Source organism: Bdellovibrio bacteriovorus (assembly GCF_025558485.1).
In the GTDB taxonomy this organism is placed as follows: Bacteria; Bdellovibrionota; Bdellovibrionia; order Bdellovibrionales; family Bdellovibrionaceae; genus Bdellovibrio; species Bdellovibrio bacteriovorus_G.
Genome location: NZ_CP102930.1, coordinates 2,129,121 through 2,150,706, shown reverse-complemented (window position 1 = coordinate 2,150,706; position 21,586 = coordinate 2,129,121). Strand labels below are relative to the sequence as shown.

The 21,586-nt window shown below is 47.6% G+C and carries 22 protein-coding genes; 8 read left to right on the top strand and 14 right to left on the bottom strand.

Features of this window, described 5'->3' with window-relative positions; all coding sequences use genetic code 11:
- Window positions 1-47 precede the first annotated feature (47 nt).
- Genes EZJ49_RS10555 through EZJ49_RS10545 form a run of 3 tightly spaced genes read left to right on the top strand, consistent with a single transcriptional unit; the run spans window position 48 to window position 2,409 of the window.
- A complete protein-coding gene (locus tag EZJ49_RS10555) occupies window positions 48-854 on the top strand; it encodes a tetratricopeptide repeat protein (RefSeq protein WP_262552071.1) in 807 nt (268 codons plus the stop codon).
- 19 nt (window positions 855-873) lie between these two features.
- Window positions 874-2,022 (top strand): PQQ-binding-like beta-propeller repeat protein, encoded by a 1,149-nt coding sequence (locus EZJ49_RS10550; RefSeq protein WP_262552070.1) that lies wholly within the window; start codon window positions 874-876, stop codon window positions 2,020-2,022.
- Between the two features lie 9 nt (window positions 2,023-2,031).
- Window positions 2,032-2,409: a hypothetical protein gene (locus EZJ49_RS10545; protein WP_262552068.1), complete on the top strand. Its 378-nt coding sequence runs from the start codon at window positions 2,032-2,034 to the stop codon at window positions 2,407-2,409.
- Here EZJ49_RS10545 and EZJ49_RS10540 read toward each other — a convergent pair.
- The 3 genes from EZJ49_RS10540 to EZJ49_RS10530 form a co-directional block, all read right to left on the bottom strand.
- Window positions 2,387-4,699: a Fic family protein gene (locus EZJ49_RS10540; RefSeq protein WP_262552066.1), complete on the bottom strand. Its 2,313-nt coding sequence runs from the start codon at window positions 4,697-4,699 to the stop codon at window positions 2,387-2,389. The genes EZJ49_RS10545 and EZJ49_RS10540 overlap by 23 nt on opposite strands.
- A gap of 138 nt (window positions 4,700-4,837) precedes the next feature.
- Window positions 4,838-6,025 (bottom strand): aminotransferase class V-fold PLP-dependent enzyme, encoded by a 1,188-nt coding sequence (locus EZJ49_RS10535; RefSeq protein ID WP_262552065.1) that lies wholly within the window; start codon window positions 6,023-6,025, stop codon window positions 4,838-4,840.
- 3 nt (window positions 6,026-6,028) lie between these two features.
- A complete protein-coding gene (locus EZJ49_RS10530) occupies window positions 6,029-6,805 on the bottom strand; it encodes an NADAR family protein (protein ID WP_262552063.1) in 777 nt (258 codons plus the stop codon).
- Between the two features lie 139 nt (window positions 6,806-6,944).
- Between EZJ49_RS10530 and EZJ49_RS10525 the strand changes: the two genes are divergently transcribed.
- On the top strand, window positions 6,945-8,303 hold the full coding sequence (locus EZJ49_RS10525; protein WP_262552062.1) for an MBL fold metallo-hydrolase RNA specificity domain-containing protein: 1,359 nt from the start codon (window positions 6,945-6,947) through the stop codon (window positions 8,301-8,303).
- A 98-nt stretch (window positions 8,304-8,401) separates the two neighbouring features.
- Here EZJ49_RS10525 and EZJ49_RS10520 read toward each other — a convergent pair whose 3' ends face one another.
- Both EZJ49_RS10520 and EZJ49_RS10515 read right to left on the bottom strand, forming a co-directional pair.
- Window positions 8,402-9,112, bottom strand: coding sequence for a hypothetical protein (locus EZJ49_RS10520; protein WP_262552061.1), 711 nt, complete (start codon window positions 9,110-9,112; stop codon window positions 8,402-8,404).
- Window positions 9,113-9,249: 137 nt separating this feature from the next.
- A complete protein-coding gene (locus EZJ49_RS10515; RefSeq protein WP_262552059.1) occupies window positions 9,250-9,855 on the bottom strand; it encodes an ATP-dependent Clp protease proteolytic subunit in 606 nt (201 codons plus the stop codon).
- Between the two features lie 62 nt (window positions 9,856-9,917).
- Between EZJ49_RS10515 and EZJ49_RS10510 the strand changes: the two genes are divergently transcribed.
- Complete coding sequence (locus EZJ49_RS10510) at window positions 9,918-10,502, top strand: TetR/AcrR family transcriptional regulator (RefSeq protein WP_262552058.1); 585 nt, start codon at window positions 9,918-9,920, stop codon at window positions 10,500-10,502.
- A gap of 9 nt (window positions 10,503-10,511) precedes the next feature.
- Here EZJ49_RS10510 and EZJ49_RS10505 read toward each other — a convergent pair whose 3' ends face one another.
- The 6 genes from EZJ49_RS10505 to EZJ49_RS10480 form a co-directional block, all read right to left on the bottom strand.
- On the bottom strand, window positions 10,512-11,234 hold the full coding sequence (locus EZJ49_RS10505) for a substrate-binding periplasmic protein (RefSeq protein WP_262552056.1): 723 nt from the start codon (window positions 11,232-11,234) through the stop codon (window positions 10,512-10,514).
- A gap of 114 nt (window positions 11,235-11,348) precedes the next feature.
- Window positions 11,349-12,038: a YjjG family noncanonical pyrimidine nucleotidase gene (locus EZJ49_RS10500; RefSeq protein WP_262552055.1), complete on the bottom strand. Its 690-nt coding sequence runs from the start codon at window positions 12,036-12,038 to the stop codon at window positions 11,349-11,351.
- A gap of 77 nt (window positions 12,039-12,115) precedes the next feature.
- Window positions 12,116-13,090 carry a phosphotransferase enzyme family protein gene (locus tag EZJ49_RS10495; RefSeq protein ID WP_262552054.1) on the bottom strand — a complete coding sequence of 325 codons (975 nt, stop codon included), beginning with the start codon at window positions 13,088-13,090 and terminating at the stop codon, window positions 12,116-12,118.
- 64 nt (window positions 13,091-13,154) lie between these two features.
- Window positions 13,155-13,466, bottom strand: a complete 312-nt coding sequence (locus EZJ49_RS10490) for a KH domain-containing protein (RefSeq protein ID WP_262552053.1) — start codon at window positions 13,464-13,466, stop codon at window positions 13,155-13,157.
- A gap of 5 nt (window positions 13,467-13,471) precedes the next feature.
- The gene (locus EZJ49_RS10485) at window positions 13,472-14,356 is read right to left on the bottom strand and encodes an alpha/beta hydrolase (protein WP_262552052.1); all 885 of its coding nucleotides are present in this window, start codon (window positions 14,354-14,356) and stop codon (window positions 13,472-13,474) included.
- 50 nt (window positions 14,357-14,406) lie between these two features.
- The gene (locus EZJ49_RS10480; protein WP_262552051.1) at window positions 14,407-14,805 is read right to left on the bottom strand and encodes a hypothetical protein; all 399 of its coding nucleotides are present in this window, start codon (window positions 14,803-14,805) and stop codon (window positions 14,407-14,409) included.
- A gap of 149 nt (window positions 14,806-14,954) precedes the next feature.
- Between EZJ49_RS10480 and EZJ49_RS10475 the strand changes: the two genes are divergently transcribed.
- The gene (locus tag EZJ49_RS10475) at window positions 14,955-15,653 is read left to right on the top strand and encodes a hypothetical protein (protein WP_262552050.1); all 699 of its coding nucleotides are present in this window, start codon (window positions 14,955-14,957) and stop codon (window positions 15,651-15,653) included.
- A gap of 80 nt (window positions 15,654-15,733) precedes the next feature.
- Here EZJ49_RS10475 and EZJ49_RS10470 read toward each other — a convergent pair whose 3' ends face one another.
- Window positions 15,734-18,652, bottom strand: a complete 2,919-nt coding sequence (locus tag EZJ49_RS10470; RefSeq protein WP_262552049.1) for a M28 family peptidase — start codon at window positions 18,650-18,652, stop codon at window positions 15,734-15,736.
- A 62-nt stretch (window positions 18,653-18,714) separates the two neighbouring features.
- Between EZJ49_RS10470 and EZJ49_RS10465 the strand changes: the two genes are divergently transcribed.
- Window positions 18,715-19,353 carry a hypothetical protein gene (locus EZJ49_RS10465; protein WP_262552048.1) on the top strand — a complete coding sequence of 213 codons (639 nt, stop codon included), beginning with the start codon at window positions 18,715-18,717 and terminating at the stop codon, window positions 19,351-19,353.
- Here the strand turns inward: EZJ49_RS10465 and EZJ49_RS10460 are convergent.
- On the bottom strand, window positions 19,350-19,790 hold the full coding sequence (locus EZJ49_RS10460) for a hypothetical protein (protein WP_262552047.1): 441 nt from the start codon (window positions 19,788-19,790) through the stop codon (window positions 19,350-19,352). The genes EZJ49_RS10465 and EZJ49_RS10460 overlap by 4 nt on opposite strands.
- A 64-nt stretch (window positions 19,791-19,854) precedes the next feature.
- Here EZJ49_RS10460 and EZJ49_RS10455 point away from each other — a divergent pair, with 64 nt between their 5' ends.
- A complete protein-coding gene (locus EZJ49_RS10455) occupies window positions 19,855-21,021 on the top strand; it encodes a methyltransferase (protein WP_262552046.1) in 1,167 nt (388 codons plus the stop codon).
- Here the strand turns inward: EZJ49_RS10455 and EZJ49_RS10450 are convergent.
- Window positions 20,998-21,546, bottom strand: a complete 549-nt coding sequence (locus EZJ49_RS10450; protein WP_262552045.1) for an RDD family protein — start codon at window positions 21,544-21,546, stop codon at window positions 20,998-21,000. The genes EZJ49_RS10455 and EZJ49_RS10450 overlap by 24 nt on opposite strands.
- Window positions 21,547-21,586 lie beyond the last annotated feature (40 nt).

Here is a 21,586-nt window from a genome sequence, read left to right as displayed (position 1 = left end):
CTTTCCTCGTAAATACTTATTTTAATTAGCCGTTTCAGCGAGGAAGAATGAGCACAAAGATTTCTAAAGACGATTTGAAGTCCCCAGATCAGGTTACACAAACTTTGAGAAAAGGTTTCGTATGGACGACGGGCCACTCCAAACTTGTGATTACAGCCGTGGCAGTCTTTGTGGTTCTTGGCGCAGGCCTTTCCCTGATGAGCTTCCTTTCCAATAAAAAGGAAACTGAACAACAGGAAAAGTACTTCGCATTGGAAAAATCCTACACAGAGAAAAAACGTGGCTTTGAAGAGGCGGCTCGTGCTGAAACTATCAATGCTCAAAGCAAAGATAAAAAGAATGTTCCAGCGTTTGATCCGGCGAAAAAAGCTTCCGGCGATCTTCAAAAAGACTACGGAACTGTTGTTGCTGGATTTGAATCCTTCATCAATGAAGCTCCTAAAACAAAAGCGGCTCAAATGGCGGCTTTGAACCTGAGCGAGATCTATATCAACTACAAGAAATCTGATGAAGCTTCCGCTATTCTGGCGAAGGTTGAATCAGGTCTTTCCAAGGGTGATATGCTGACAGGTCTGGTTCTGATGCAAATCGGAAACGTTCTGGCGGACAAAGGTGACTGCAAGGCCGCTGTTGAAAAATGGCAGACACTTGTGGATGCCAAAGGTCTGGCATTTGCGCATGACGAAGCCAAACTTCGCATGGGTCTTTGCTTTGAATCCATGAACGATCTGGCAAAAGCAGAAGCTCTTTACACAGAAATCGCACAAAAAGAGGATTTGAACACCACTGACTTTGCAGCTTCCAAAGAAGCGCAAAAGTATCTTCGTCTTCTGAAAGCGAAGAAAAACCTTTAGTCCTTATTGAGGGATATCAATGAAGATTGTCCTGCTTGGCGCTCTTTTGATGACTTTGGTTGGGTGCTCCACTCTGAACTCCGGTTTGGAAAAATGGAGCTCCCTGAATAACAGCAAGCGTGAATACGAAGTCAAAACCGCCTGGGTTCGTCGCACCACCGAAAAAGACAATCTGGGATTCCGTAAAATCAATCGTATGACTCCAGTTCTGGCCGGAGACCTGATTATTCAGGGGAACGGTATGGATGGCATTGTGGCTTACAACCGCGATAACGGCCAGGAGCGCTGGAGACTTCCGATCACCAATGGGGCGGAACCCAGCGCCACCTTGATTCGTGACCGTCTTTTTGTCGGGGCCAGTGACGGGAATTTCTATTCCATTGAAGCCAGCACCGGGGTGGTTCAGTGGACCTTTGCCACGAAATCTGAAAATCTGGCAGCTCCTTTGTTGGATGATGGCATCGTTTACTTCCTGGCTGGCAATAGCGTGTTTTATGCGCTGGATGCAGCAACAGGACGTCAATTGTGGTTGTACTCCCGTCAGGACACTTCCCAATTTTCAATTCGTGGCGGCAGTCAGGCTGCCTTGAGTAACGGAACATTGTATGTGGGCTTCTCTGATGGGTCTTTGGTGGCTTTAAATGCCAAGAATGGGGCTGCGGTTTGGGAGGTTCAGTTGAACCGAAACAAACGCTTCCGTGATATGGATGCAACACCTGTGGTGGACGGCAATCAGATCTATATGGCGGGTTATGATGACAAACTGTACTGTATTTCCGCAGACAAGGGCGAGGTTCTTTGGCGTGTGGATGGCGGCGGCTACAGTGCTGTGACCATCATCGGGGATAAACTTTATTATCCGACAACAAATGGCGAAGTCGTTGCGCTGAAGAAAAGCAATGGTGATAAAATTTGGTCTTATAAACTGAAAGAAGGCATTGCCACGCAGATCAAGCCTTATAAAGGGGTCTTGGTTTTTGGGGAATCTCAGGGCTTCCTGCGCTTTATGGATGCGAATTCCGGAACTGTGATTGGCGGCTTTGAGCCCGGTCGCGGTATTCTGTCAGCTCCACAAGTGGACGAAAAAAATGGCCGGGTTTACTTCATCTCTGGAGAAGCAAATCTTTGGGCCATGGACGCTGGATGGATCAGAACCCCTTACTTTTAGGAGTAAGCTATGAAAAAATTCGCAGTATTATTGCCTGTCTTTGCTTTGTTGGTGGGTTGCACTCATGGCAACTGCCGCACACAAAAAGATGCTAAAAACGCCGTTGCCAGCGAGGTGGTCGTGGACAAATCCAAATCGACGGATCGAGTGAAGGTGTTTAAATACGATGGTTCTTTGCAGTGTGGTCAGGGGAAGCAAATCCCTGTGGCTGAAATGCAAAAAGACCTGAAGGGCATTCAGGTCTTTTCTTCATCCAATCAAAACGATGGAATGATGCGTATTCAACTGTGTGGTTCCCCAACCGGCAACGCCAATGTTTACGAAATTGATCGTAAGGACTTAGACGCTGCCCTGAAACTGGGCTTTAAAGAGTGGGTGGCTGAATAAGCACGCGCTCTTTAATTTTTTCTGTCGGAAGAGGTCCTTCACCTGGGACATAACGTCCTTCGATGACCAGGATCTCATTCGGTTTCTCGATATTTCTTAGCAAAGTCTCCATGACTTTACCGGCAGCATCCAGCCTTTGGATCAGCATAACTGCATCCGGATCTGTCGCACCGATACCCATGACCTCCGCCTGACGGCCATAAGTGTAAGCAAACTCATTGTCGAAGGCTTTCAATCGGCCCAGATCCACGTCTTTCATTGCGCGGAAAGAAGCCACATTAACACGGGACTTCAACTGCGCTTGCAGAGCCGGGTCCATGTGCTTGCCATATTCACCAACAACCATCGCACCCATGGCGAAGGCCTTACCAACCACTTCACGCTTGGAAGTGGAGTAACCGTAAGAAATACCGTACTTAGGACCACTTCTGTGGTGATCAATCGCCATTTCAATCATGTCGCCGTTCAAGGTTTCTTTATTGTACAAAGCGAAGTCCTGTTTAATAGCCTCTAACAGCGGAGTGCCATTGCGAATCGTTCTTAGAACACTGTTCGATGACAGGTGAGTTGCCGGTTTCTTGAAGTAATTCAACAGTTCTGCACGGGATGGTTCTGCGGTTCTGTTAGAAAGACCACGCCATACCAACAGGTTCTTGTCGTACCAACGATCGATCTTCGCATCCCAACGGGATTTGGAGCCCGCCGTTGTCACACCGAAGGTATCGATGAAGTCCGGTTCGACCAGGCGAACGCCGATCTCACGTTCGCCATCTTTATCGTGCACGAAGCGCACGGTTTTGGACTTGTAGTATTCCACGAACATGTCAGCAATACGGGACATTGCACGCAGACGGTCCGTTTGGATTTCCTGTTTCAATTGCGGATGTGTCTGAACCAAGGTTCTTAGGAAAGCACCGAATTGATCGCTGTTCAATTTTGTTTGCGCATAGTTTTCAACTTCTTTTGCAGAGCCTTGTTTTTTCAGGGAGATATTCACCATCTCTGGCAAACCTGGGTACAAAAGTTCCGGAGAGTATTCGACTGTCAGACCGTTTTTAATGCGGTAAGCGACGTCAGCCTGCAATTGAGCACTGTTAACCACACCTTTATGAACATATTCACGCCATTCTTTTTGTGAAACCTGAACATCCAGGAAAGGGTCCACCAGACGCACTGGAGGCAGGCCTTCTTTGGTCAGAAGGTAATTCATCACCAGACGAGTTGTGCGGCCGTTACCATTTAGAACCGGATGGATTGCTACCAGATCACGTTGTAAATCAGCCACGATATCGATATAACGTTGTTCGTTTGTGCCTACGCGGATTTCACCCAGCTCAGCGCGATCCTTATTGAAACGGGCAAAGCGTTCTTCCACCAAAGCCTTTGTGAAGGCCTGCTCCAGAGCTGTTGGGCCCTGTCCCTGGTAGCTGGTGCCTTTCTCAGCACGATATTCCATGATCTGTTTGTAAACTTCCGGGTGGGAGTTTTTGATCATATCAACAGTGGCCTGCTTCGGAGTCGTTACAAATGGGTAGTGGATGCGGCCACTGATCAAAGTCGTGTCACCAGTTTCCATTACCATGTCTTTGTGTTTGCCCCAGATCTTGATGTTTCTCCAGACATTTTCGTTCAGATTGCTGCGATCATGGGAACCTTCCTCGAAGGAAAGGTAAGGGTTTTCCTTAACAACTTCCACTTCTTTGGGTTTCATTTTGAATTCACCGGCAACGTTACCCATCCAGTGACCATTGCGCCACACGCCCAGTTGTTCAGAGCGAATGCCCTCAACACCATCAACCATGATGCGCTTATGAATTTCAGTCAGAAGTTCCGCTGTAACCGCCGGTTTTTCTTTTCGTAAATAGTTATCGCGAGCATTAATAAAGCCATTGAAAGGAGCACCTTCGGTCAGCTCACCGCGATCATACATCTTGGTAAAGTCGAAGGTCTTGCGTGTGCCTTCCAGGAAGTTTGGAAGGATTTCTTTTGCTGTGTGGGTGTAATCGAAGAATTCCACAGCTGCCAGCAGGTGTTCAACCTCGGCTTGCCTTTTTGGGGACAGGGTTTTAACTGTGCTCCAAAGATTGGCCTTGATCTCTTTATAGTTCAGCAGCTCTTTCGGGGTTGGCATTTGTTTTGTTTCGGAACGAAGACCGAAATCCACACCACGGGCTTTAATTTGCGGATCGACGAAAACATATTCGCACATTGGGGCCGCATGAGCGGGGCTCAAAAAAGCCAGGGTCATCCAAACAGACAAAAACAAACGCGTTACTTTATGCCACGACATAAGCAAACTCCTCTTCCTCAGAGGCTTACTAAAGCAATGCCCGTGCTAAGTGATAAGCAATATAAAGGATCTGAAAGGCGGGGAGAGCAGGACTCCCCGTCTCAAATTGAGAAAAGCGCAATTTGCGTAAGCAGCCGATCACACCTTAGACAAGCCCGTGCGATGATCTTTTAGAATTTGCACAGCCTTGCTGAGTTCTTCCTGAGTGTTATGAATATGCGGGGTCAGGCGCAGAATCTGAGCCCCCGGTAAGCGCGGCAGTCCCACTTGTAAAGGTGTGTCTTTTAAGAAAATCCCCTGAAACTGCGCATGGGGAAATTCGCCAACGTTGTAACATAAAAAAGCAGAGTTATAGTTATTTACCAGCGCAAAAATCCCGGCATCAGCCAAAGAATCCTTCAGATATTTCATTCTGACTTGAATCTGTTGGCGAATCACATCCGCTTTGTGATGTGTCCAATAACTTAAAGCCGCTTCCAATCCATAGTATGCCGTAAAGCTCTGTGAATGTGACCACAGCATGCGTGAAGCAAATTCTCCGGGGGGTGCAAAGCTTGCCATGTTCGCCGGGACATTTTCAGACATCGTCCAGGAACCATATTGCGGGTTTAATGTGCTCTGGTGATCCGGATGAACCCAGCCAAAGGCAGTACCTTTCGGGCCCATAAACCATTTATGCAGATTTCCAGCATAGAAATCGACCTCATGAATCTCTTGCTTGAAATCCAACTTCAGCAATCCCGGTGCGTGGGCTCCATCCACGACCAAAAGGATATTTCTTTTACGCAGTTCTCGGGCCAGCTTGGCCAGAGGTACAATCAGACCGTTGCCAGTGAAAACATGGCTGATTAAAAGCATTCGGGTTTTCGCAGAAACAGCTTTTAGAATAACTTCGACGACAGCCTCATCCGTGGAGCAATCATAAAGCGCGCTAAAATCCTCGCTACGCAAAGAAAGATCATCCCTTTGGCATTTGTGCTTCAGGATATTTACGACGGCGCCATATTCAAATGTGTTCGTCAGAATTTCGGAATTGGCGGGGAGGTTCAGTCCCATGATGATTTCATTTAAAGCCAAAGTGACGTTGGGACGCAGAAATAGATCCCGGGGGTTCGCGTTTAGAAAGTCTCCCAGACCTTGCTGAATCCTCCACAAACGAGCCCAGGCATCGCCGTAACCAGAAGATGTGTTCTTTTCAAAGATTTCCAACTCGGCTTTTTGCTGATCGATTACCACTGAAGGACACAGTCCCAGGGTGCCATTGTTTAAATTAATAAACGAAGTGTCTTTGTAGCTGGCAAAATCCTGGGAAAAGTTCTGAAACATAATCTAATTGTTACGAGCTTTGCAGTTTCTAAGCGAAAGATCTTCGGTGGTGTCCAGGGACAGTTGGCCGTTTTTCAAAAGCTCACGGATGTCCATCCACAGCAGATAATAATGCCATTCACGAGGAGATCTTTCAGAGACTCCATGATCCGGAAGAAGTTTCAGGTCTTTGGTGGCCAGAACCACTTCAAGAACCTTTGGATTCTGACGAAGCTTTTCGATCAGGGCATCCCAGATCAATTGATAATGCTCCTGGGGTTCTTTGGTCGCAAATGGAATCACTTTTCCTTCAAAAGTCACCCAGTTGGCGTCGTTTTTTTCCATCAGGAAGTTGGCATAACCGCCGGCGCTTTTAGCAGCGTAACCATTCATCTGGGAAACATGTTCACGCGTGTACTTCCAGTTTTTCGCCCATTTCCAGCGCGGATCGTTTTCTGTTTCCGGATATTTCATCATCTGCCAGAAGGCTTCGACGGTCGGATAACAAACTCCATGGAAAACAAACGGGGTTTCGGTGAAGTTTGAAAGCAGACCCAGTTCGTTGCGTTTGCTTAGAACAACTTCTTTATAACCGGCATCCTGCGGAAGAACTTCCCAGGATTTGGCTTCTTCGCGAGGAACCGGTTTCCACCAGTGTGCCGGGAATTCATTTTTCCAGGAATCATCCGCCTGACCCGCTGGCGTGATCGGAGTTTGAGGAACTTCGGCTGAATTAGGTTTGGTACAACCCACCAGTAAAGCTGTTGGAATCAATAGCAATAAGATCCAGAATGCTTTCATAATTTCCCCCTCACAAAAGTCCGCCCAGAGACTAGCGAACCTTCAGCCGGAATACAATTCTGACCGAACGCATTAAAGGTCAAAAAACGGTTAGTTTAGGGGGTATTCTAAAGAAAGTTCGACGGAAGGATTTGCATATATGGAAATCGGCTTTTTAGGCGCAGCTGGAACGGTTACAGGATCTAAGTTTTTAGTCCACGATGATGGCACGCGCATTCTGGTCGATTGTGGAATGTTTCAGGGCTTTAAAGAACTCCGTGAACTGAATTGGGAGGATTTTCCGATTGATCCCAAAGATCTGCAAGCCGTGGTGTTGACCCATGCTCACTTGGACCATAGTGGGGCTTTGCCTTTGTTGGTGAAGCGGGGTTTTAAAGGCACGATTTACTGCACGCAACCAACCTTGGAACTCACCGAAATCATTTTGCTGGATTCGGCGAAGATTCAGGAGGAAGACGCTGAATACGCCAATAAAAAAGGCTTCTCAAAACATGCTCCGGCGTTGGCCTTATATACAGTGGAAGATGCGCAGAAAACTTTGCCGTTGCTTAAGGCTGTGTCTTTGCATGAAGAATTTCAGATTGGCACACTGAAGGTTTGCCTTTATGGCAGCGGCCATATCTTGGGGGCAGCTTCAGCCTGGGTTTCCAATGGAGAAAAAAGTATTTATTTCTCTGGTGATTTGGGGCGAAACAATGATCCTTTAATGCCTCCGCCAGAACCGCCGGTGGCCGCCGATTACATCGTGATGGAGTCAACCTATGGAGATCGTGATCATTCACCGGTCAGCTCCAAAGAGATCCTTAAACAGTGTATCTTGGAAGTGGCAAAATCACGGGGAGTCCTGTTAATTCCAAGTTTTGCAGTCGGGCGGGCACAGAATTTATTATTTGAAATTACAGAACTAAAAAGAGACGGGGAGGTCCCCGCCCAAATCCCCGTTTATTTTAACTCCCCTATGGGCCATGAAGTTGCCAAGTTGTACGAGGAATTCCCCCAGTTCCATCGTCTGGGTCCGGGACAATTTGCTGAAGTCATGTCCGAGGTTCATTCCGTTAAAACGGCTGATGATTCCAGAGCTTTAAATGACGATAAATCCGGGCCTAAAATCATCATCGCAGCCAGCGGAATGCTGACTGGCGGCCGGGTTTTACACCATTTAAAAGCCTTCGGACCGGACTCAAGAAATATTTTATTATTGGCTGGATTTCAAAGCCCGGGAACTCGTGGACATAGTTTATTAAACGGCGCCAAGGAGCTTAAAATCCATGGTCTTTATGTGGATATAAACTGCAAAGTTGTCCCATCAGATTCATTTTCAGCCCACGCAGATCGTACAGACCTGATGAACTGGTTAAAACAGGCCCCAAAAAAGCCTGCCAAAGTGTTCCTGGTGCACGGAGAAAGCACAGCCGCAGACGAGCTTCGTAAACGCATCGATAAAGAGCTAAAATGGAACGTTTCAGTGCCTAGAATGAACCAGATTATAAGCACTTAGGACCCATCCTTCAGGAAAAGTCCTCCAGGTATCGTTACATAATATAACTTATCAGAAGATTATATATCCAAGGCCCCGCCTGTAGATGGATCCAGTTCTTATTCTTCAACAACGTAATCGTTCAAATTGAAATCGGAAACCCGGTCCATCAAAAATATCATTTTCGTAAAGTCAGTTGCTGTGACGTTTTCAAAATCTATATTCTTGGCTGGTGATCCATTTAAGGTTGAATATGAAACACCTCCGGCACCATCCATGTAGCCACTGCCGTAAGCGATCACCACGCGATCCCGGCCCGCAGAGGCTTTTCCCCAGAAGATAAAATCAATAATACTGGCATTATCAGTTTCCATTCCCATAAATGTGCCTGTGGAAGATGTGTTGAATTGCGTATTCGGATCACTGCCGACTTCAACCGGAACAACATATGGCAAAGCAAAATCACCTTCTTCAAGAATGTCACCATTGGTATGACTTAAACAGGCGGCCTCTGAAGCATAATTGATTCCCCAAATTTTTAAACGCGTATCGACGACAAAGATATATCGCACCCAGCTTCCGTTCATCTCTGCGCAAGTCGAAACCCAGGCATCACTGCTGGTTGTTTTAAAATCACTGACTTGCCAGATGGGACTTTCAGGTTCTGTTTCTTCTTCGTCTGGGCCATCACCGCCATCATCAGGCCCCCCGTCCTCGTCATCTCCGACAGAAGGAAGTGTTACTCCGGGCAAACCATTTTTAGCTGAACAGCCTTGAAGCATTAGAATGAAGCCAAGACTTATAACGATAAGCTTTAGAAATTCTCTCACTGAGACCTCCAGAAGAACGTGCCACTTTATTCATATTTTGACAGTATTCTGATCGGCTTGGCTGGACACCTCTTGATATTTATTCGTGTTTTTGTGTTCCACATTACACAGATGTCAAAGATCTTTGATAATTCATCTCATAGTGAAACACGTTTTCTGAACTCAACGACTTTATCAATCAAACCAAATTTCTGTGCTTCCTCGGCACTAAGATAATAATCCCGCTCCATCACGCCTTCCAGATGCGCCAGGTCCCTGCCTGTGTGAACCGCATACAGTTCGATCATTTTCTTTTTTGTGCGCACCAGTTCGCGGGCATGAATCTCTATATCTGTCACCTGTCCGCCGATCCCACCATCCCCCAGATGAGGCTGGTGCAGCAGGATACGGCTGTTTGGCATCGCATAACGCTTTCCCGCAGTGCCGGCCATCAACAGGAATGATCCCATGCTGGCGGCCGTTCCAAGACAGTAGGTCGCCACATCACAACGGATAAATTGCATCATGTCGTAAATGGCCAAGCCCGCAGAAACAGACCCACCAGGGGAATTAATGTACAAGTGAATGTCTTTTCCGGGGTCATTCATTTCCAAAAACAACATCTGCGCAACAATCGAATTGGCAATATCGTCCGTGATGGCGGTACCCAGAATGACAATCCGATCCTTTAGCAGTCTGGAATAGATGTCATAACTGCGCTCTCCGCCCGATGTGGATTCAATGACATAGGGATTGATAGCCATAAAAAAGCCTCCTTCATTTCTGATATTGATAATAAGTAAATAACCATTTACTATCTAGAGATATGGCAAGACCTAAAAAAATCAGTGATTCTGACGTGTTGCTGGCAGCTTTCGAGGTGATTTCCCGCGAAGGTTTTGAGTCATTTACTTTTGAACAGGTGTCCAAAGCCACCCGACTTTCACCTGCGGCGCTGGTGAAGAGGTTTAAAAGCAAGCAAAGGCTGGCTCTGCTGGCGCGCAATCAAAAGTGGGACGACAACCTGATGAAAATGGGTTCATTTTCCATCGAGCAGCTGCATGGACTGAAGGGGTTATTTGAGTTTCTACGACTGATTGCCAAAAGTGTCGATTCCAAGAGGCTGGGAGAACATCTGCGCTGGCTGGGTACGGAAGCCGAGGACATCAAAGCCCGCAAAAAAGTGGGTGCGTATTTCGCAGAAACAAGAAGCATTCTGCACCGTCTGCTTCAAGAGGCTATTACAAACAAAGAACTGAAAAAAATCGAAAACATTCCTGATTTCGCCATGACCTTGGAGGCTTTAGTACAAGGGTCTATCTTTCAATTTGCTTATTTTCAGGGTGGCACGATTGACCGTCATCTGGAAGAGCGCATAACATCCGCGCTTCAATGTTATCTTATAAAATAAGAACATAGCTTACTCTGTCACGTATCTTTTATAGATTTCCAGAAAGGCCTTCTGGGATTCCAGCTTTTCGAAGGAATCATTGAAGGAATCACGCAACTTTAAATCCCGAAAGGCCACCGAATAGCGGGACTCCCCAAATAAAGAATGTCTTTGCAGTTCCGGCAGGCTCTTCTTGTCGCCGGATTGGATGTCTTTTTGGTTTATTTTCAAGGTTCTTTCTTCGCAGATAATGACATCCACCCGGTCGGCAAATAGCATTCGTAGCTGTCTTTTTTGATCCGCGTATTCTTCATAATTCAGATTCTTTGCCACGGCCTTGTCGAAATCCGAACCAAAGAAAAACCGTGCATTCTGAAAAGCGATCACGCGATATCGCCCCAAATCCGCCAGGGCTTTTAAGTGAATCTGTCGATCCTTCAAAGTCCAAGCAAAGTTTTTAAAAGTGATATACGGAGCCGACAGATGAAACTTCGGCATATTGGTGATCGTGGCCATCGCATCCACACGCCCCAGTTCCAGACTTCTGACAGATCTTGCCGGCGGCTGAAAGATGGGAGTCATGTCATATCCCATATCCGTGAAAACACGGCGAAGAATTTCGACTTCCAGGCCGCTTTCAGAGGCCCGAATCACATAAGGAGGTTTGTCCAAAGAAAAAGCCACTTTGATGGGAACCAGAGCCCAGCTTGCCGACGACAACACCAAAATAAAAAGCACAACGAATGTCTTCAAACAGATCTCCAGAAAGCATTATCTCTCCTGAAGGTGCTGTTCAAAAGATCTATTTTGCTCAGGAACATTACAATATGATCTTGAAAAAACTCAAGATCCGCAGTGGTTTATGGGCTATTTTTTTAGGATATTCTGAATTTCCGAGAGATGCGAAATTTCGTAGTCCGGCTGGAATGAATAATTATGTTGCGTCTTTTCAGGGTTAAACCAGCAGCTGCGCAGACCAAAATTGCGGGCTCCAAGAATATCGGTTTCCATGCGATCACCAATCACCACCGCCGAGTCTTTATGGAATTTTCTGGCCATCTTGGCGCTGTGTTCAAAAAAGCGAACGTCGGGTTTTGCGTAACCACATTCTTCCGACACGCTGGTAAAACTGATGTATGGGGCCAATTTGGAGTTTTCAATGCGCTTCATTTGCACCGCATGCATGCCATTGGTGATAATACCAATTTCACCTCTGTCGGCCAGCCATTGGCAGATTTCCTCGGCATGGTCCATTAGAACAACTGTCTCTGGCAAAGTCTCAAGATAGTGATCGCTGGCCTTGGCCGGATCAGCCTCAATCTTAAAGGCTTCAAACACCCGACGGAATCTTTCAACCTTTAAATGTTCTTTCGATGTTCTGGCTTCTTCAAAAAGAGTCCACAGCTTGCGATTTTCAATTTGATAAAAACGATAAAGTTCATCCAACCCATCCTGCACCCCCAGATTTTTTAAAACAGTGACAAAAGAGCGGCGTTCGGATTCTTTAAAATCCAAAAGGGTGTCATCAAGGTCGAATAAAAACAGGTCGTATACCATAAAAGCAGAATAGTCTTTCCAAAGGCAAAGACCTAGTCCAGTTCACTGTTCGCATCAAGGCCCTTTTTTGAATCAATTCACGCCCGCCCCAGACCAAGCTTTTCCCAAAGAACATGAAACGGAACAAAAGGCACTTCAGGAATAAAGACCCGGGCACGCTCGTTGTTGTTAAGATATATTTCTTCCTGCGCCCACACATAGTGATCGTAATGACAACCCCAGGCCTTTGCTCCATCAGCCAGCTCTTCCGCCGACAATGGATTCAGGTCCAGATAGGCCTTCAGGAAAACACGGCTTAATTCCGGTTGCAGATCGAACATATAAGAAGCCACACGCACCACTTCAAACGCACGCGGCATAAACACCGCCTGATCCCAGTCAATCACACCACAGACGGTTTCTTTTTGGAAAAACAGATTCCCCTGATGATAATCCCCATGCAAAACCTGAGCAGGAAACTTCGGAACATAAGAATGCGCACAAACAGGATCTTGCAACCACTGCCTTTGAGCGCGAAGTCTTTGCAGCACCCACTGGTCCGCCTCATTCAAGGAAGTTCTGGCCAGAATTGCAGACTCGATGCGGTTCAACCGCTCAACCCATTCCGGACCGTTCCAGTTCAAGGAATACTTACGATAGCCCACATCCGGCAATGGTTTCAAAATCTTATGCAGCTGAGCTAACATTTTCCCTGCAGCCTGCGCATGCCCCGCTGTCAGCTCTGACTTCGGTATTTGTTTTCCGGGAGATTCAAAATACAGCGCCCCGAACTTGCCATCGTGTTCAATCAGGGAAGACCCGTAACGCGACGGCAGGGTCTGAACGGCCGGCAGATTGTGGGCGGCCACATATTCCAGCAAGGCGTGTTCTCTTTCAACCCGGGCCCTTTCGCTGGTTTTATAAAGGCGTAAATAGAAGTTCCCCAGACTGGCCTGCACGCGATAAACCTGATTGACCGCTCCATTAAGGATTTCCTCAACAGATGTCACCGCCCCTAAAGGCCAGTACTTCAGAATGTTATGCAGTCGTTCAAGCTCCGCCGGATTTTTCATCAGTACTGCAAGGATACCTAGGGTTTGCCCTCAATTCCAAGGAAAATTGAAAACTTACCCCTGACTAAACCGGGATCTCAACAATCGAACGAATGCCTGTCCGGGCCGTCATCGCATGAACCACAGCCCGCAGCCCCATGATGGTTTTACCTTGTGTTCCGATCACCTGCCCCAGGTTTTCTTTGGCACAGTTCACCCGGTACACAGTGGTCTTCGGGCCCACATAGGTGCTTACGGTCACGGTGTCCGGGTGATCCACCAAAAGCTTTACCATGTGTTCTATAAGCTGACGGATTTCCTCCCGGTATTTTTCCGGATCTATATCAGCCCCTTTGATTTTACGTTCTTCATACTTAAAGGCTTCGATGTCATTCATAGAACCTAATCCCCCATGATGAAATTAGCTGTGCCAATCCTTTTAAAGTTACAGTGCCCACCCGGCACCGGGACCCAACTGAACAGGAAGGAAAAAGCACTGGCTCTTTGCGTGAACAGTCGGGAGCCTTCCTGAAATCCATAGCCATCACTGGTGCCAATGGAAACATAAAATCGCGGTTTCTTGCTGGAAGAATAATTTTTCATCAAACGCAAAGGATCGTGATTATCCCAATCCTTCTTGTCCAGAAACACCGCTCGAGAAATCCGCAGCATCTTGGTCACCAGACTGCGCCGCGCACCTGTGCGATCAATATAGTCCTCGATCTCACGATCACTGGCATAAGGACCCACCGTGGCAATCGCCGGACATAACAGCGCCACCCGGGAAAACATCCCCGGCTTTTTCAAAGCCAGTTCCGCCCCATTGAACCCGCCCATCGACTGGCCGATAATATGCCGTCGCCCGCCTTGCAGTCCGCCCATTTTCTTTTCCAGAAAGGGCATGACCACTTTGGTAAAGTACGTGATCAGGGGATAGCGTTTATTTTCCACCATCAGCCACTGCGGTCCAAAAGACACCGAAACAATGCGCGGCCGATAACCGCGTAATGTCCACCAGTCCTGAATCATTTTTGTTCCCAGACACTGGCGGTGCCAGGTTTTCTCGGACCCGCCCAACCCGTGGAAGAAGTAAACAATATCGCTGTCATTGGCCGTGTCCGGATCACGATAGCAATATTTGAAATGGCCGCCCTGCAAATCTTCCGAACCGCAGATGAAACGACTTCGCTCCGTTTCCGGCAGGTCTTCTTCGTATAATAAATCTTCACTCGCGTAAGCTGTCAGAGAAACGTACAGAAGGAGAAAAGCCAAAGTCAGACTTTTCATAAAACCCCCTCTACACTTGTAAAAAAGGTTCCCTTGGTGAATTGGAAAAATCAATTTGCAATATCGAAATCTTCGCGAACTCTGTGTTTAGACACGAGCACTTGCTCGCCTGTATTTAAGCAGCGCAAATAGAAGTGGTTGTAACCTCTGTTGGTCACCACAAAACGGCGTGGACTTTGCGGGGAAATCTTTTTGGACAAGACAGACCCCACATCCAGATTTTCATATTTATGCAATAACTTGCTACCGACCTGAGTGCGCAACAGGTGGAGCAAAATGGCTCCACCAACCAAAAGGGCCGCCACCGCGCCCGCTAAAAGCCAGTGAATCTTTTGATTGATCAACCATGTGAACGAAACGGGAGCCAGAACCGACAGCAAAACCAGTCCGCCGGTATAGAATCTTTCCTGTCGTTGGTATTTTTTGAATTCTTCCACAAATGAAGACATCGACCGCTTCCTCGCTCCTAGAGAGACTCCTATAAAAACACAAACGGTTAGTGCCAATCGAGTCCAGATTTGGTTATTTTCCTTGCCGCTCTGCCTCCGAAGCTGACAGCCTGTTTTGACTGGGTTCTGCTATTTACAACGAGGTGCACATGAAACTACTTGGAACCATCTTTTTCGTATCGACCCTTTGGACATTGAACGCTTCCGCTCAAGATCAAACGGCTGTCTGTCAGGAAACTGTTGAGAGACGAGGCAGCATTCAAATGCAAATGATCCCCGCATCTGACGGGAATTGTTTTGTTTCTGTTCACAATCGCAAAGCCCAAGGCCTGCTTTACCGTGACTATCTATTCACAGCCGATGGTGAGCTGATGATTTTTAATTCCTTTGGTCCCGGCGATGAATCACAAACCACCGGAGCCCGCGAATTCTTCATGTTCCCACGCGTGCAAAGCACCCCGACTTATGAATGGAACGATGAAACCCGTCGCCTGACCGTGACGACAGTCAATGGCAACAGAGCCTCTTTCGATTACGAAGACGCCGAACTGGTGGAAATGACAGGTGCCACCATCAAACGCGCCAGCTCCATTGTCCCTGGCAATCGTGGTGGCATCGAGATTCTGAATTATCAGGGCTTGCTGCTGGACGGAGGGTTCAAAATGGGTTCGGCTCCGACAGGAAACTCCCGTGCGAATTCAATCTTCACAGACCGCACTGGGAAAACCTGTAAAGTTCAGAATTACGAGCTTTTCAAATACACCTCGGACGGTGATGTGATCTTCAAGCATTCCGACAAAGGTCTGCAAAGCCTGCTAAAAAGTCGTTGCCCGCAACTGAATTTCTAATTCCTGATCCAAATCAAACATAAAAAAAGACCTGAAGAATTCACTTCAGGTCTTTTTGTTTTTTCAGTCCTTTAAAGAACTTACTCTTTTAACTTCGGTGTAATTTTAAGCTCCAGCGGCTTGCCATCGCGAAGGATCTTCATAACCGTTTCCTGATTCGGCTTCACGGATTGCAAGGTGTAAACATAGTCATACAGATTTTCAATCTTGGTGCCACCAAACTCTGTGATGATATCTTTGTCTTTCAAGCCTGCTTTTTCCGCCGGACTGTCTTTGGAAGCACCAGAGATTCGCACCCCTTTGACGCCTTCCTGGGAATAATCCGGAATCGTTCCCAGATACACGCGGAAACTGCGACCTTCCAGACGATTCTGGGCGCTGGCCACTTTCACATATTTCACCATCGGAAGCTTTGTATCCACCAGCAAATCCGCCAAACCACGAACCGCAGACAGCACGCGAGCCACGCCGTCATAATTGATCAGCTCCGGAATATCGCGCGGACTGTGGTATTCTGCATGTGAGCCTGTGAAGAAATTTGCCGTCGGAATACCAGCCATATAAAACGCCAAAGAATCCGTTGGCAGATAAGGGTCCTCCTGAACAATCATCGGAACTGCCGTGCGAACACCAACTTCTTCCGCCAAACGGGTCCAGTTGTCTGCAGATCCCAATCCTTGAACAAAGACGCGATCCTTGAATCGACCGATCATATCCATGTTGATATAAGCAGTTATATTATGTTTCGCAGAGGCTTTGGTAAAATGGGACGATCCCAAATTCCCCAGTTCTTCGCCGGACCACACGCCAAAGTAGATATTCTTTTGTAACTTATGCGAAGCCGTTTTCTTTAACTGCGCATAATAATGAGCTAATTCCATCACCCCGGCCACTCCAGAGGCATTGTCATCCGCACCCAAATGCGATTTTCCGATCTCGGCTCCTTTGGCAAGACTGCTGCCGAACTGACCATGCCCCAGATGATCGCCGTGAGCACCAATCATGATCGCAGATGTCGAACCGGACACTGGCAGTTTAGCAACAACATTAATCCCTTGGGCCTTTTGGAATTGCAAATCCACCCGAGCCTTCACATAAGCTGAAGGAATGGCGAAGCCCTCGATCATTTCGCCTTTATCAAGTTTCATCTGTAGTGCAATCAGATCCTGACCCGCATAGCGAACCATGCCTGAAGCTGCATCGGTGGAAAGACGAATCACACCCAGTGTGCTTTCAGACAAAGAGCCTTCAAATTTGATGTTGCCAAACTTTTCCGGCAAGCCACTTTCCGGGCCATTGGTGATAAGAATACCCACCGCACCTTCGTTTTTTGCCACCGTCACTTTGTGCTGCAAACGAGAATACAGATTCAGGTAATGACGACGTTGAGGGGTCACATTCGATGGCAGATCCGTAAAGACCAGCACCCACTTCCCCTTCACATCCAGACCTTTATAGGAGTCGTATTCCGGCTCCTTGTCACTGGCTGGAGCTTTAATACCGTATCCGGCAAAGACGATCGGAGCTTCTTTGAACTCTCCGGTTTTTGAAAATGAAATCGGTTCAAAATCCCTGGAAACGGTGTAGTTCTTTTTATAAGAGCCCACAACTTCAAGTGAATTATTAGATCCTAGCTTTACACCTGAAGTGAATTCAAAGGTTTCGAAGAAAGAACCCTGCGCGCCCGCCCCGACCAAACCCCAGGACTTAAAGGCCTGCGCGATCTTTTCCGTGTAAATCTTTTCTTCGCCAGAACCGGTGCCACGTCCCTGCAAATCCGGGGAAGCAAGATAGTGGACCCATTTTTTAATATCATCCACTTTCATGTCCGGACTTAAAGAGCCCGCCATCGGGTCTTGTGCAGAAAGACCCAAAAGCTTTCTGGCCTGAGCATCATCCCACTTGGCTATCAAGATCTGGGAATCACCTTTTTCATTTCTGTGAGTCCAGGAAAGACTGTTGCCATCCGGAGTGAACACCGGAAGACCATCAAAACCCTCATCAAACGTCACACGCACAGGCTCTTTCCTGCCGGCCGTGTCCACGATGAAAAGTTCAAAGTTGGAATACCCCAGAATGCTGGAGCCAAAAATAATATAATCCCCTGACGGATGGAAGTAAGGTGCCCAGGACATGGATTTCAACTGAGTCACTTGTGTTTGATTGCTACCATCCACATTCATGGTGAAGATTTCAGCCGTGGAACCATTCGCAGAGAATCGACGCCAGGTGATTTTCCTGCCATCCGCACTGAAGAACGGACCGCCATCGTAACCTTTGGAATTTGTCAGACGCTTCACTTGAGAGCCATCCGCCTTCATGATGTAGATATCCATCATGTAAGAAGGGTCCTGCTCAAAAAGTTTTTTATCTTCGCCTTCAAGTTTTTCCGTGTAACCGGCGCGATTGGAGGCAAATGCGATCCACTGACCATCCGGAGAATATGATCCTTCCGCATCATAGCCTTTTTCCCTGGTCAGGCGCTGAATGTTTTTACCATTCAGATCCGAACTGAAGATGTCGTAGTTTTCATCAAAGCTCCAGGAATAACGGGCCTTCACCGCCTTCTTGCGATTGTCGTATTCTTCCTGCGTTTTTTTGTCTGTCTGTGGGTCCAGATGGGTGGAGGAATACATGACCTTCTTCATGGAAGGATGAATCCAGCCGCAAGTGGTTTTCCCTTTTCCCGGGGACACCAAAGTGGTTTCGCCGGAAATAAGATCCAGAACATACATTTGATAAAAAGGATTGCCTGCGTGCCTTTCGCTTTGAAAGATCATCTTCTTGCCGTCCGGACTGAAATAACCCTCTCCTGACTTAGGTCCCGTGAAGGTGATTTGACGGGGTTCTGCAACCAGTGTGTTGGGCTCGTTCACGAAAGCTCCTGTGGCTTTGACTGGAGTCTCAGAACTGGATTTTGCCGGTTTCGTATCCTTCACCTGGCAGGAAATTAGCGAGAAAATGCAGGCACTTGTAAGAAGAACTTTCACTTTTTTCATAGTCTGTGTAGGCTAAAAGGAGGCCCACCTTAAGTCAACCCAACCGAAGGAAAAGAGAAATCATGATGCGTGCGTTTCACTTGGTTATCATCTCGCTTTCGCTGACTGCCTGCGCCAGCAAATCCCCTTATGCTCTCTCGTCTCTCCAGTATTCCAGTGAGGATCTGAAGCCGAAAGCCACTCGGAGTGTTGCCTCTGTTTCACCCGCCAGGGAAAAGCCTAAAAGTTATTTGTCTTTGGAACTGCCTTATCCAGCCTTTGAAAAAATGCGCCAAGAGGTGGAAAAAAGCCAGCACGTCAGCCTGCAACACCGCGGAGAAGCTCATATCACAGTGGTTAATCCGATGGAGTTCACCAAGCTGAAAAAGAAAGTTTCGATGAACGAGATCAATGCCCTGGCAGAACAAATGGATCTGCAAAAGGCCCCTTATCACCTGCTTTGTGTGGGGAAAGGATCAGTGAAGGACGACAGCACTTACTATGCGGTTGTCGAATCCGATCGCCTTTTCCAGATCCGCAAAGCCATTCACATACTGTACACATCCAAAGGCGGCAAGACTGAAGACTTCAGCCCTGAGCAGTTCTATCCACATGTAACTTTGGGATTTACCAAAAAGGATCTTCACTTTGAAGATGGTGTGATCAAGGACGCGAGTTCTTGCATTTATTCACTGCGCCCCGAAGAACATAAAAAGAACTAATACGTTTTAGAAAGCGCCTTATCCAAGCCTTGGTTGTCATCCGAACCAGGGCCCATCCACAAAGTCGTTTCTTCCATCAAAGAATTATCTGAAAATTTGCACAGATTGAAGGTCTGACCTTCGCTGTCTTTGGCTTGAACAACTTCCGCATCAAAAGAACCACAAACACCACCACGCGCTGAAGAAGCATTGCGGTTTTTATAGGCCTGAACCGCTTCCGTGGAACCCGTTTTGGCTTTAAACATAAACAAAGCTTCCGCCCCCACAGCCGCATTGCCAAAGAAACACATGGAGTATTCCTCGGAACCCGCTTTAAGAACCCAGAACTGGCCTTCCTCAATACGACATGTGCGAATCCAAGGGTTGCTTGCGACTGCCCAAGTCGCAGTTCCAGCGAAGATCAACATGATGCCAGCAAGCAATAAAACTCTCACCATTCCCCCTAAGTTTTGCTAAGATGAGGTTTTGATATAACAGCTATCCGGCCGGGGCAAGCATTCAATGCCAAACTTCCATGATTTCGAAATCTTTGACAAAGACTTCCAGGAGAAATGTCCCTATTCCCAGGACTGCGGCGGCTGTCAGCTTTTGGAAACGCCTTATGGAGCACAAATTGAAGGCAAAAGAACAGAGCTTTTGAACCTATTTAAGGGGGCGAATCTTCCCCTGCCTGAGCAAATCAAAGCCCTTTCCGCCGGTGCGTCTCATCTTCGTGATCGTCTGGATTTCAGCCTGCAAGAGGGCCGCTTGGGACTGTACCACAAGGATCGTCACGAGGTCTTGGATATCGATGTCTGCGCCCAGCTTTCCCCGGAACTACAACTGTGGCTGAATGATTTCCGTCAAATCCAATGGCCTTTTAAAAAGGGTTCATTCCGCCTAAGAGTCAGCCCTGAAGGACGCCGTGGAGTGTGGATTGATCTGGCCAATATCGACATCAAAGCTCTTTTGGACGAACAGAATATCCTAAAAAAACTTCAGGCCGGGGCATTCGTGGAGATCGGCCAGCGCCGCAAAGTGCCGGTGTGGACCGGAACGGAATTTAAATTGCGCGACCCTGAACACCATGTGTGGTTTCAATCCTGGGTGGGCGAAATCGCGGTGGATCTTTATTGTCAGGTGGCGAGCTTTACCCAGCCCAGCCACAAAGCCAACAGACTAATCTGTGACGTCATTGCCTCTTGGGTGCAAAAAGCGCCGTCCTCGCGAGTGATTGAGTTTGGCTCAGGGATTGGCAACCTGACCTTCCCGGCGCTGTCGCAAGCCGACAGCCTGCTGGCCTGCGAGATCGACGAGCTGTCTTTGCAGGGACTGGAGCATTCTTTAAATCAGCTTCCGCCCAGTCTGGGGCATCTTAAAAATCGCGTGCAAATTTACCGCGGGGACTTCCAAAAGAAACTGACGCAGAATTTTTCTGAATTTGATGTGATTCTGGCCAATCCGCCAAGATCCGGGCTGATGAACTTCCTGAACCCGCTGAAAGAGCTCTCTGCAACTCAGCGTCCGGAGTATTTCATTTACATGTCCTGTTTCCCTGAATCCATGACCCGGGATCTGATGACACTGAATGAATGCGGATATCAGATGCAGGAAGTTTATATCCTGGATCAGTTCCCACAGACTTCACACTATGAGGTTTTGACTTTACTTCAAAGAAAACAGGCGTAAGCCCGAAAGTGCCCCGGCCAGATCTTTACCGGAAACCACGGACAAAAGTGGCAGAGTCACAATCCCTGTCATCAAAATCAAAGTGCTGCGTAAAGCAACCTTGAAGATATAACTGGCATGCAGGCGCTCATGCGGCTGCCCCAGACGCAGATCACAAGCCCACTCGCCGATGGTGGAGCCCATCAAACTGCGAATGGTGATCATATAGAACCACGCAAACACCACAAACACTTCAACAAAGAACATCATCTGATGATGACTGTGCGACAGCCCCTTCAGAACATGCCCCACAGAGGTGTTTAGCACCATCGAAAACATCAGCATAAAGACACAGCTTAAAGCAATCAGGATCAGGCCATCGATAAAAGACGCCAGCCACGACCATAGGGCCAGACGTGCGCCTTTGCGACGCGAAGGCCCTCCGTGAAAGCCCGTGCCCTGCTCAAAATTCAACCCCTGACGGTCCTTAAACAAACCGTTCACACGCGAAGGAGCTGGCGTTGCCGGGCCTCGACGGCGCGGCATTACTGGCCCTTTTAACGGCACAGGGGCTTCCCTTTTCTGG

Coding starts and splice junctions, on each gene's coding strand:
- EZJ49_RS10555 (WP_262552071.1), top strand. CDS start 48: ATGAGCACAAAGATTTCTAAAGACGATTTGAAGTCCCCAGATCAGGTT.
- EZJ49_RS10550 (WP_262552070.1), top strand. CDS start 874: ATGAAGATTGTCCTGCTTGGCGCTCTTTTGATGACTTTGGTTGGGTGC.
- EZJ49_RS10545 (WP_262552068.1), top strand. CDS start 2,032: ATGAAAAAATTCGCAGTATTATTGCCTGTCTTTGCTTTGTTGGTGGGT.
- EZJ49_RS10540 (WP_262552066.1), bottom strand. CDS start 4,699: ATGTCGTGGCATAAAGTAACGCGTTTGTTTTTGTCTGTTTGGATGACC.
- EZJ49_RS10535 (WP_262552065.1), bottom strand. CDS start 6,025: ATGTTTCAGAACTTTTCCCAGGATTTTGCCAGCTACAAAGACACTTCG.
- EZJ49_RS10530 (WP_262552063.1), bottom strand. CDS start 6,805: ATGAAAGCATTCTGGATCTTATTGCTATTGATTCCAACAGCTTTACTG.
- EZJ49_RS10525 (WP_262552062.1), top strand. CDS start 6,945: ATGGAAATCGGCTTTTTAGGCGCAGCTGGAACGGTTACAGGATCTAAG.
- EZJ49_RS10515 (WP_262552059.1), bottom strand. CDS start 9,855: ATGGCTATCAATCCCTATGTCATTGAATCCACATCGGGCGGAGAGCGC.
- EZJ49_RS10510 (WP_262552058.1), top strand. CDS start 9,918: ATGGCAAGACCTAAAAAAATCAGTGATTCTGACGTGTTGCTGGCAGCT.
- EZJ49_RS10500 (WP_262552055.1), bottom strand. CDS start 12,038: ATGGTATACGACCTGTTTTTATTCGACCTTGATGACACCCTTTTGGAT.
- EZJ49_RS10495 (WP_262552054.1), bottom strand. CDS start 13,090: ATGAAAAATCCGGCGGAGCTTGAACGACTGCATAACATTCTGAAGTAC.
- EZJ49_RS10490 (WP_262552053.1), bottom strand. CDS start 13,466: ATGAATGACATCGAAGCCTTTAAGTATGAAGAACGTAAAATCAAAGGG.
- EZJ49_RS10485 (WP_262552052.1), bottom strand. CDS start 14,356: ATGAAAAGTCTGACTTTGGCTTTTCTCCTTCTGTACGTTTCTCTGACA.
- EZJ49_RS10480 (WP_262552051.1), bottom strand. CDS start 14,805: ATGTCTTCATTTGTGGAAGAATTCAAAAAATACCAACGACAGGAAAGA.
- EZJ49_RS10475 (WP_262552050.1), top strand. CDS start 14,955: ATGAAACTACTTGGAACCATCTTTTTCGTATCGACCCTTTGGACATTG.
- EZJ49_RS10470 (WP_262552049.1), bottom strand. CDS start 18,652: ATGAAAAAAGTGAAAGTTCTTCTTACAAGTGCCTGCATTTTCTCGCTA.
- EZJ49_RS10465 (WP_262552048.1), top strand. CDS start 18,715: ATGATGCGTGCGTTTCACTTGGTTATCATCTCGCTTTCGCTGACTGCC.
- EZJ49_RS10460 (WP_262552047.1), bottom strand. CDS start 19,790: ATGGTGAGAGTTTTATTGCTTGCTGGCATCATGTTGATCTTCGCTGGA.
- EZJ49_RS10455 (WP_262552046.1), top strand. CDS start 19,855: ATGCCAAACTTCCATGATTTCGAAATCTTTGACAAAGACTTCCAGGAG.
- EZJ49_RS10450 (WP_262552045.1), bottom strand. CDS start 21,546: ATGCCGCGCCGTCGAGGCCCGGCAACGCCAGCTCCTTCGCGTGTGAAC.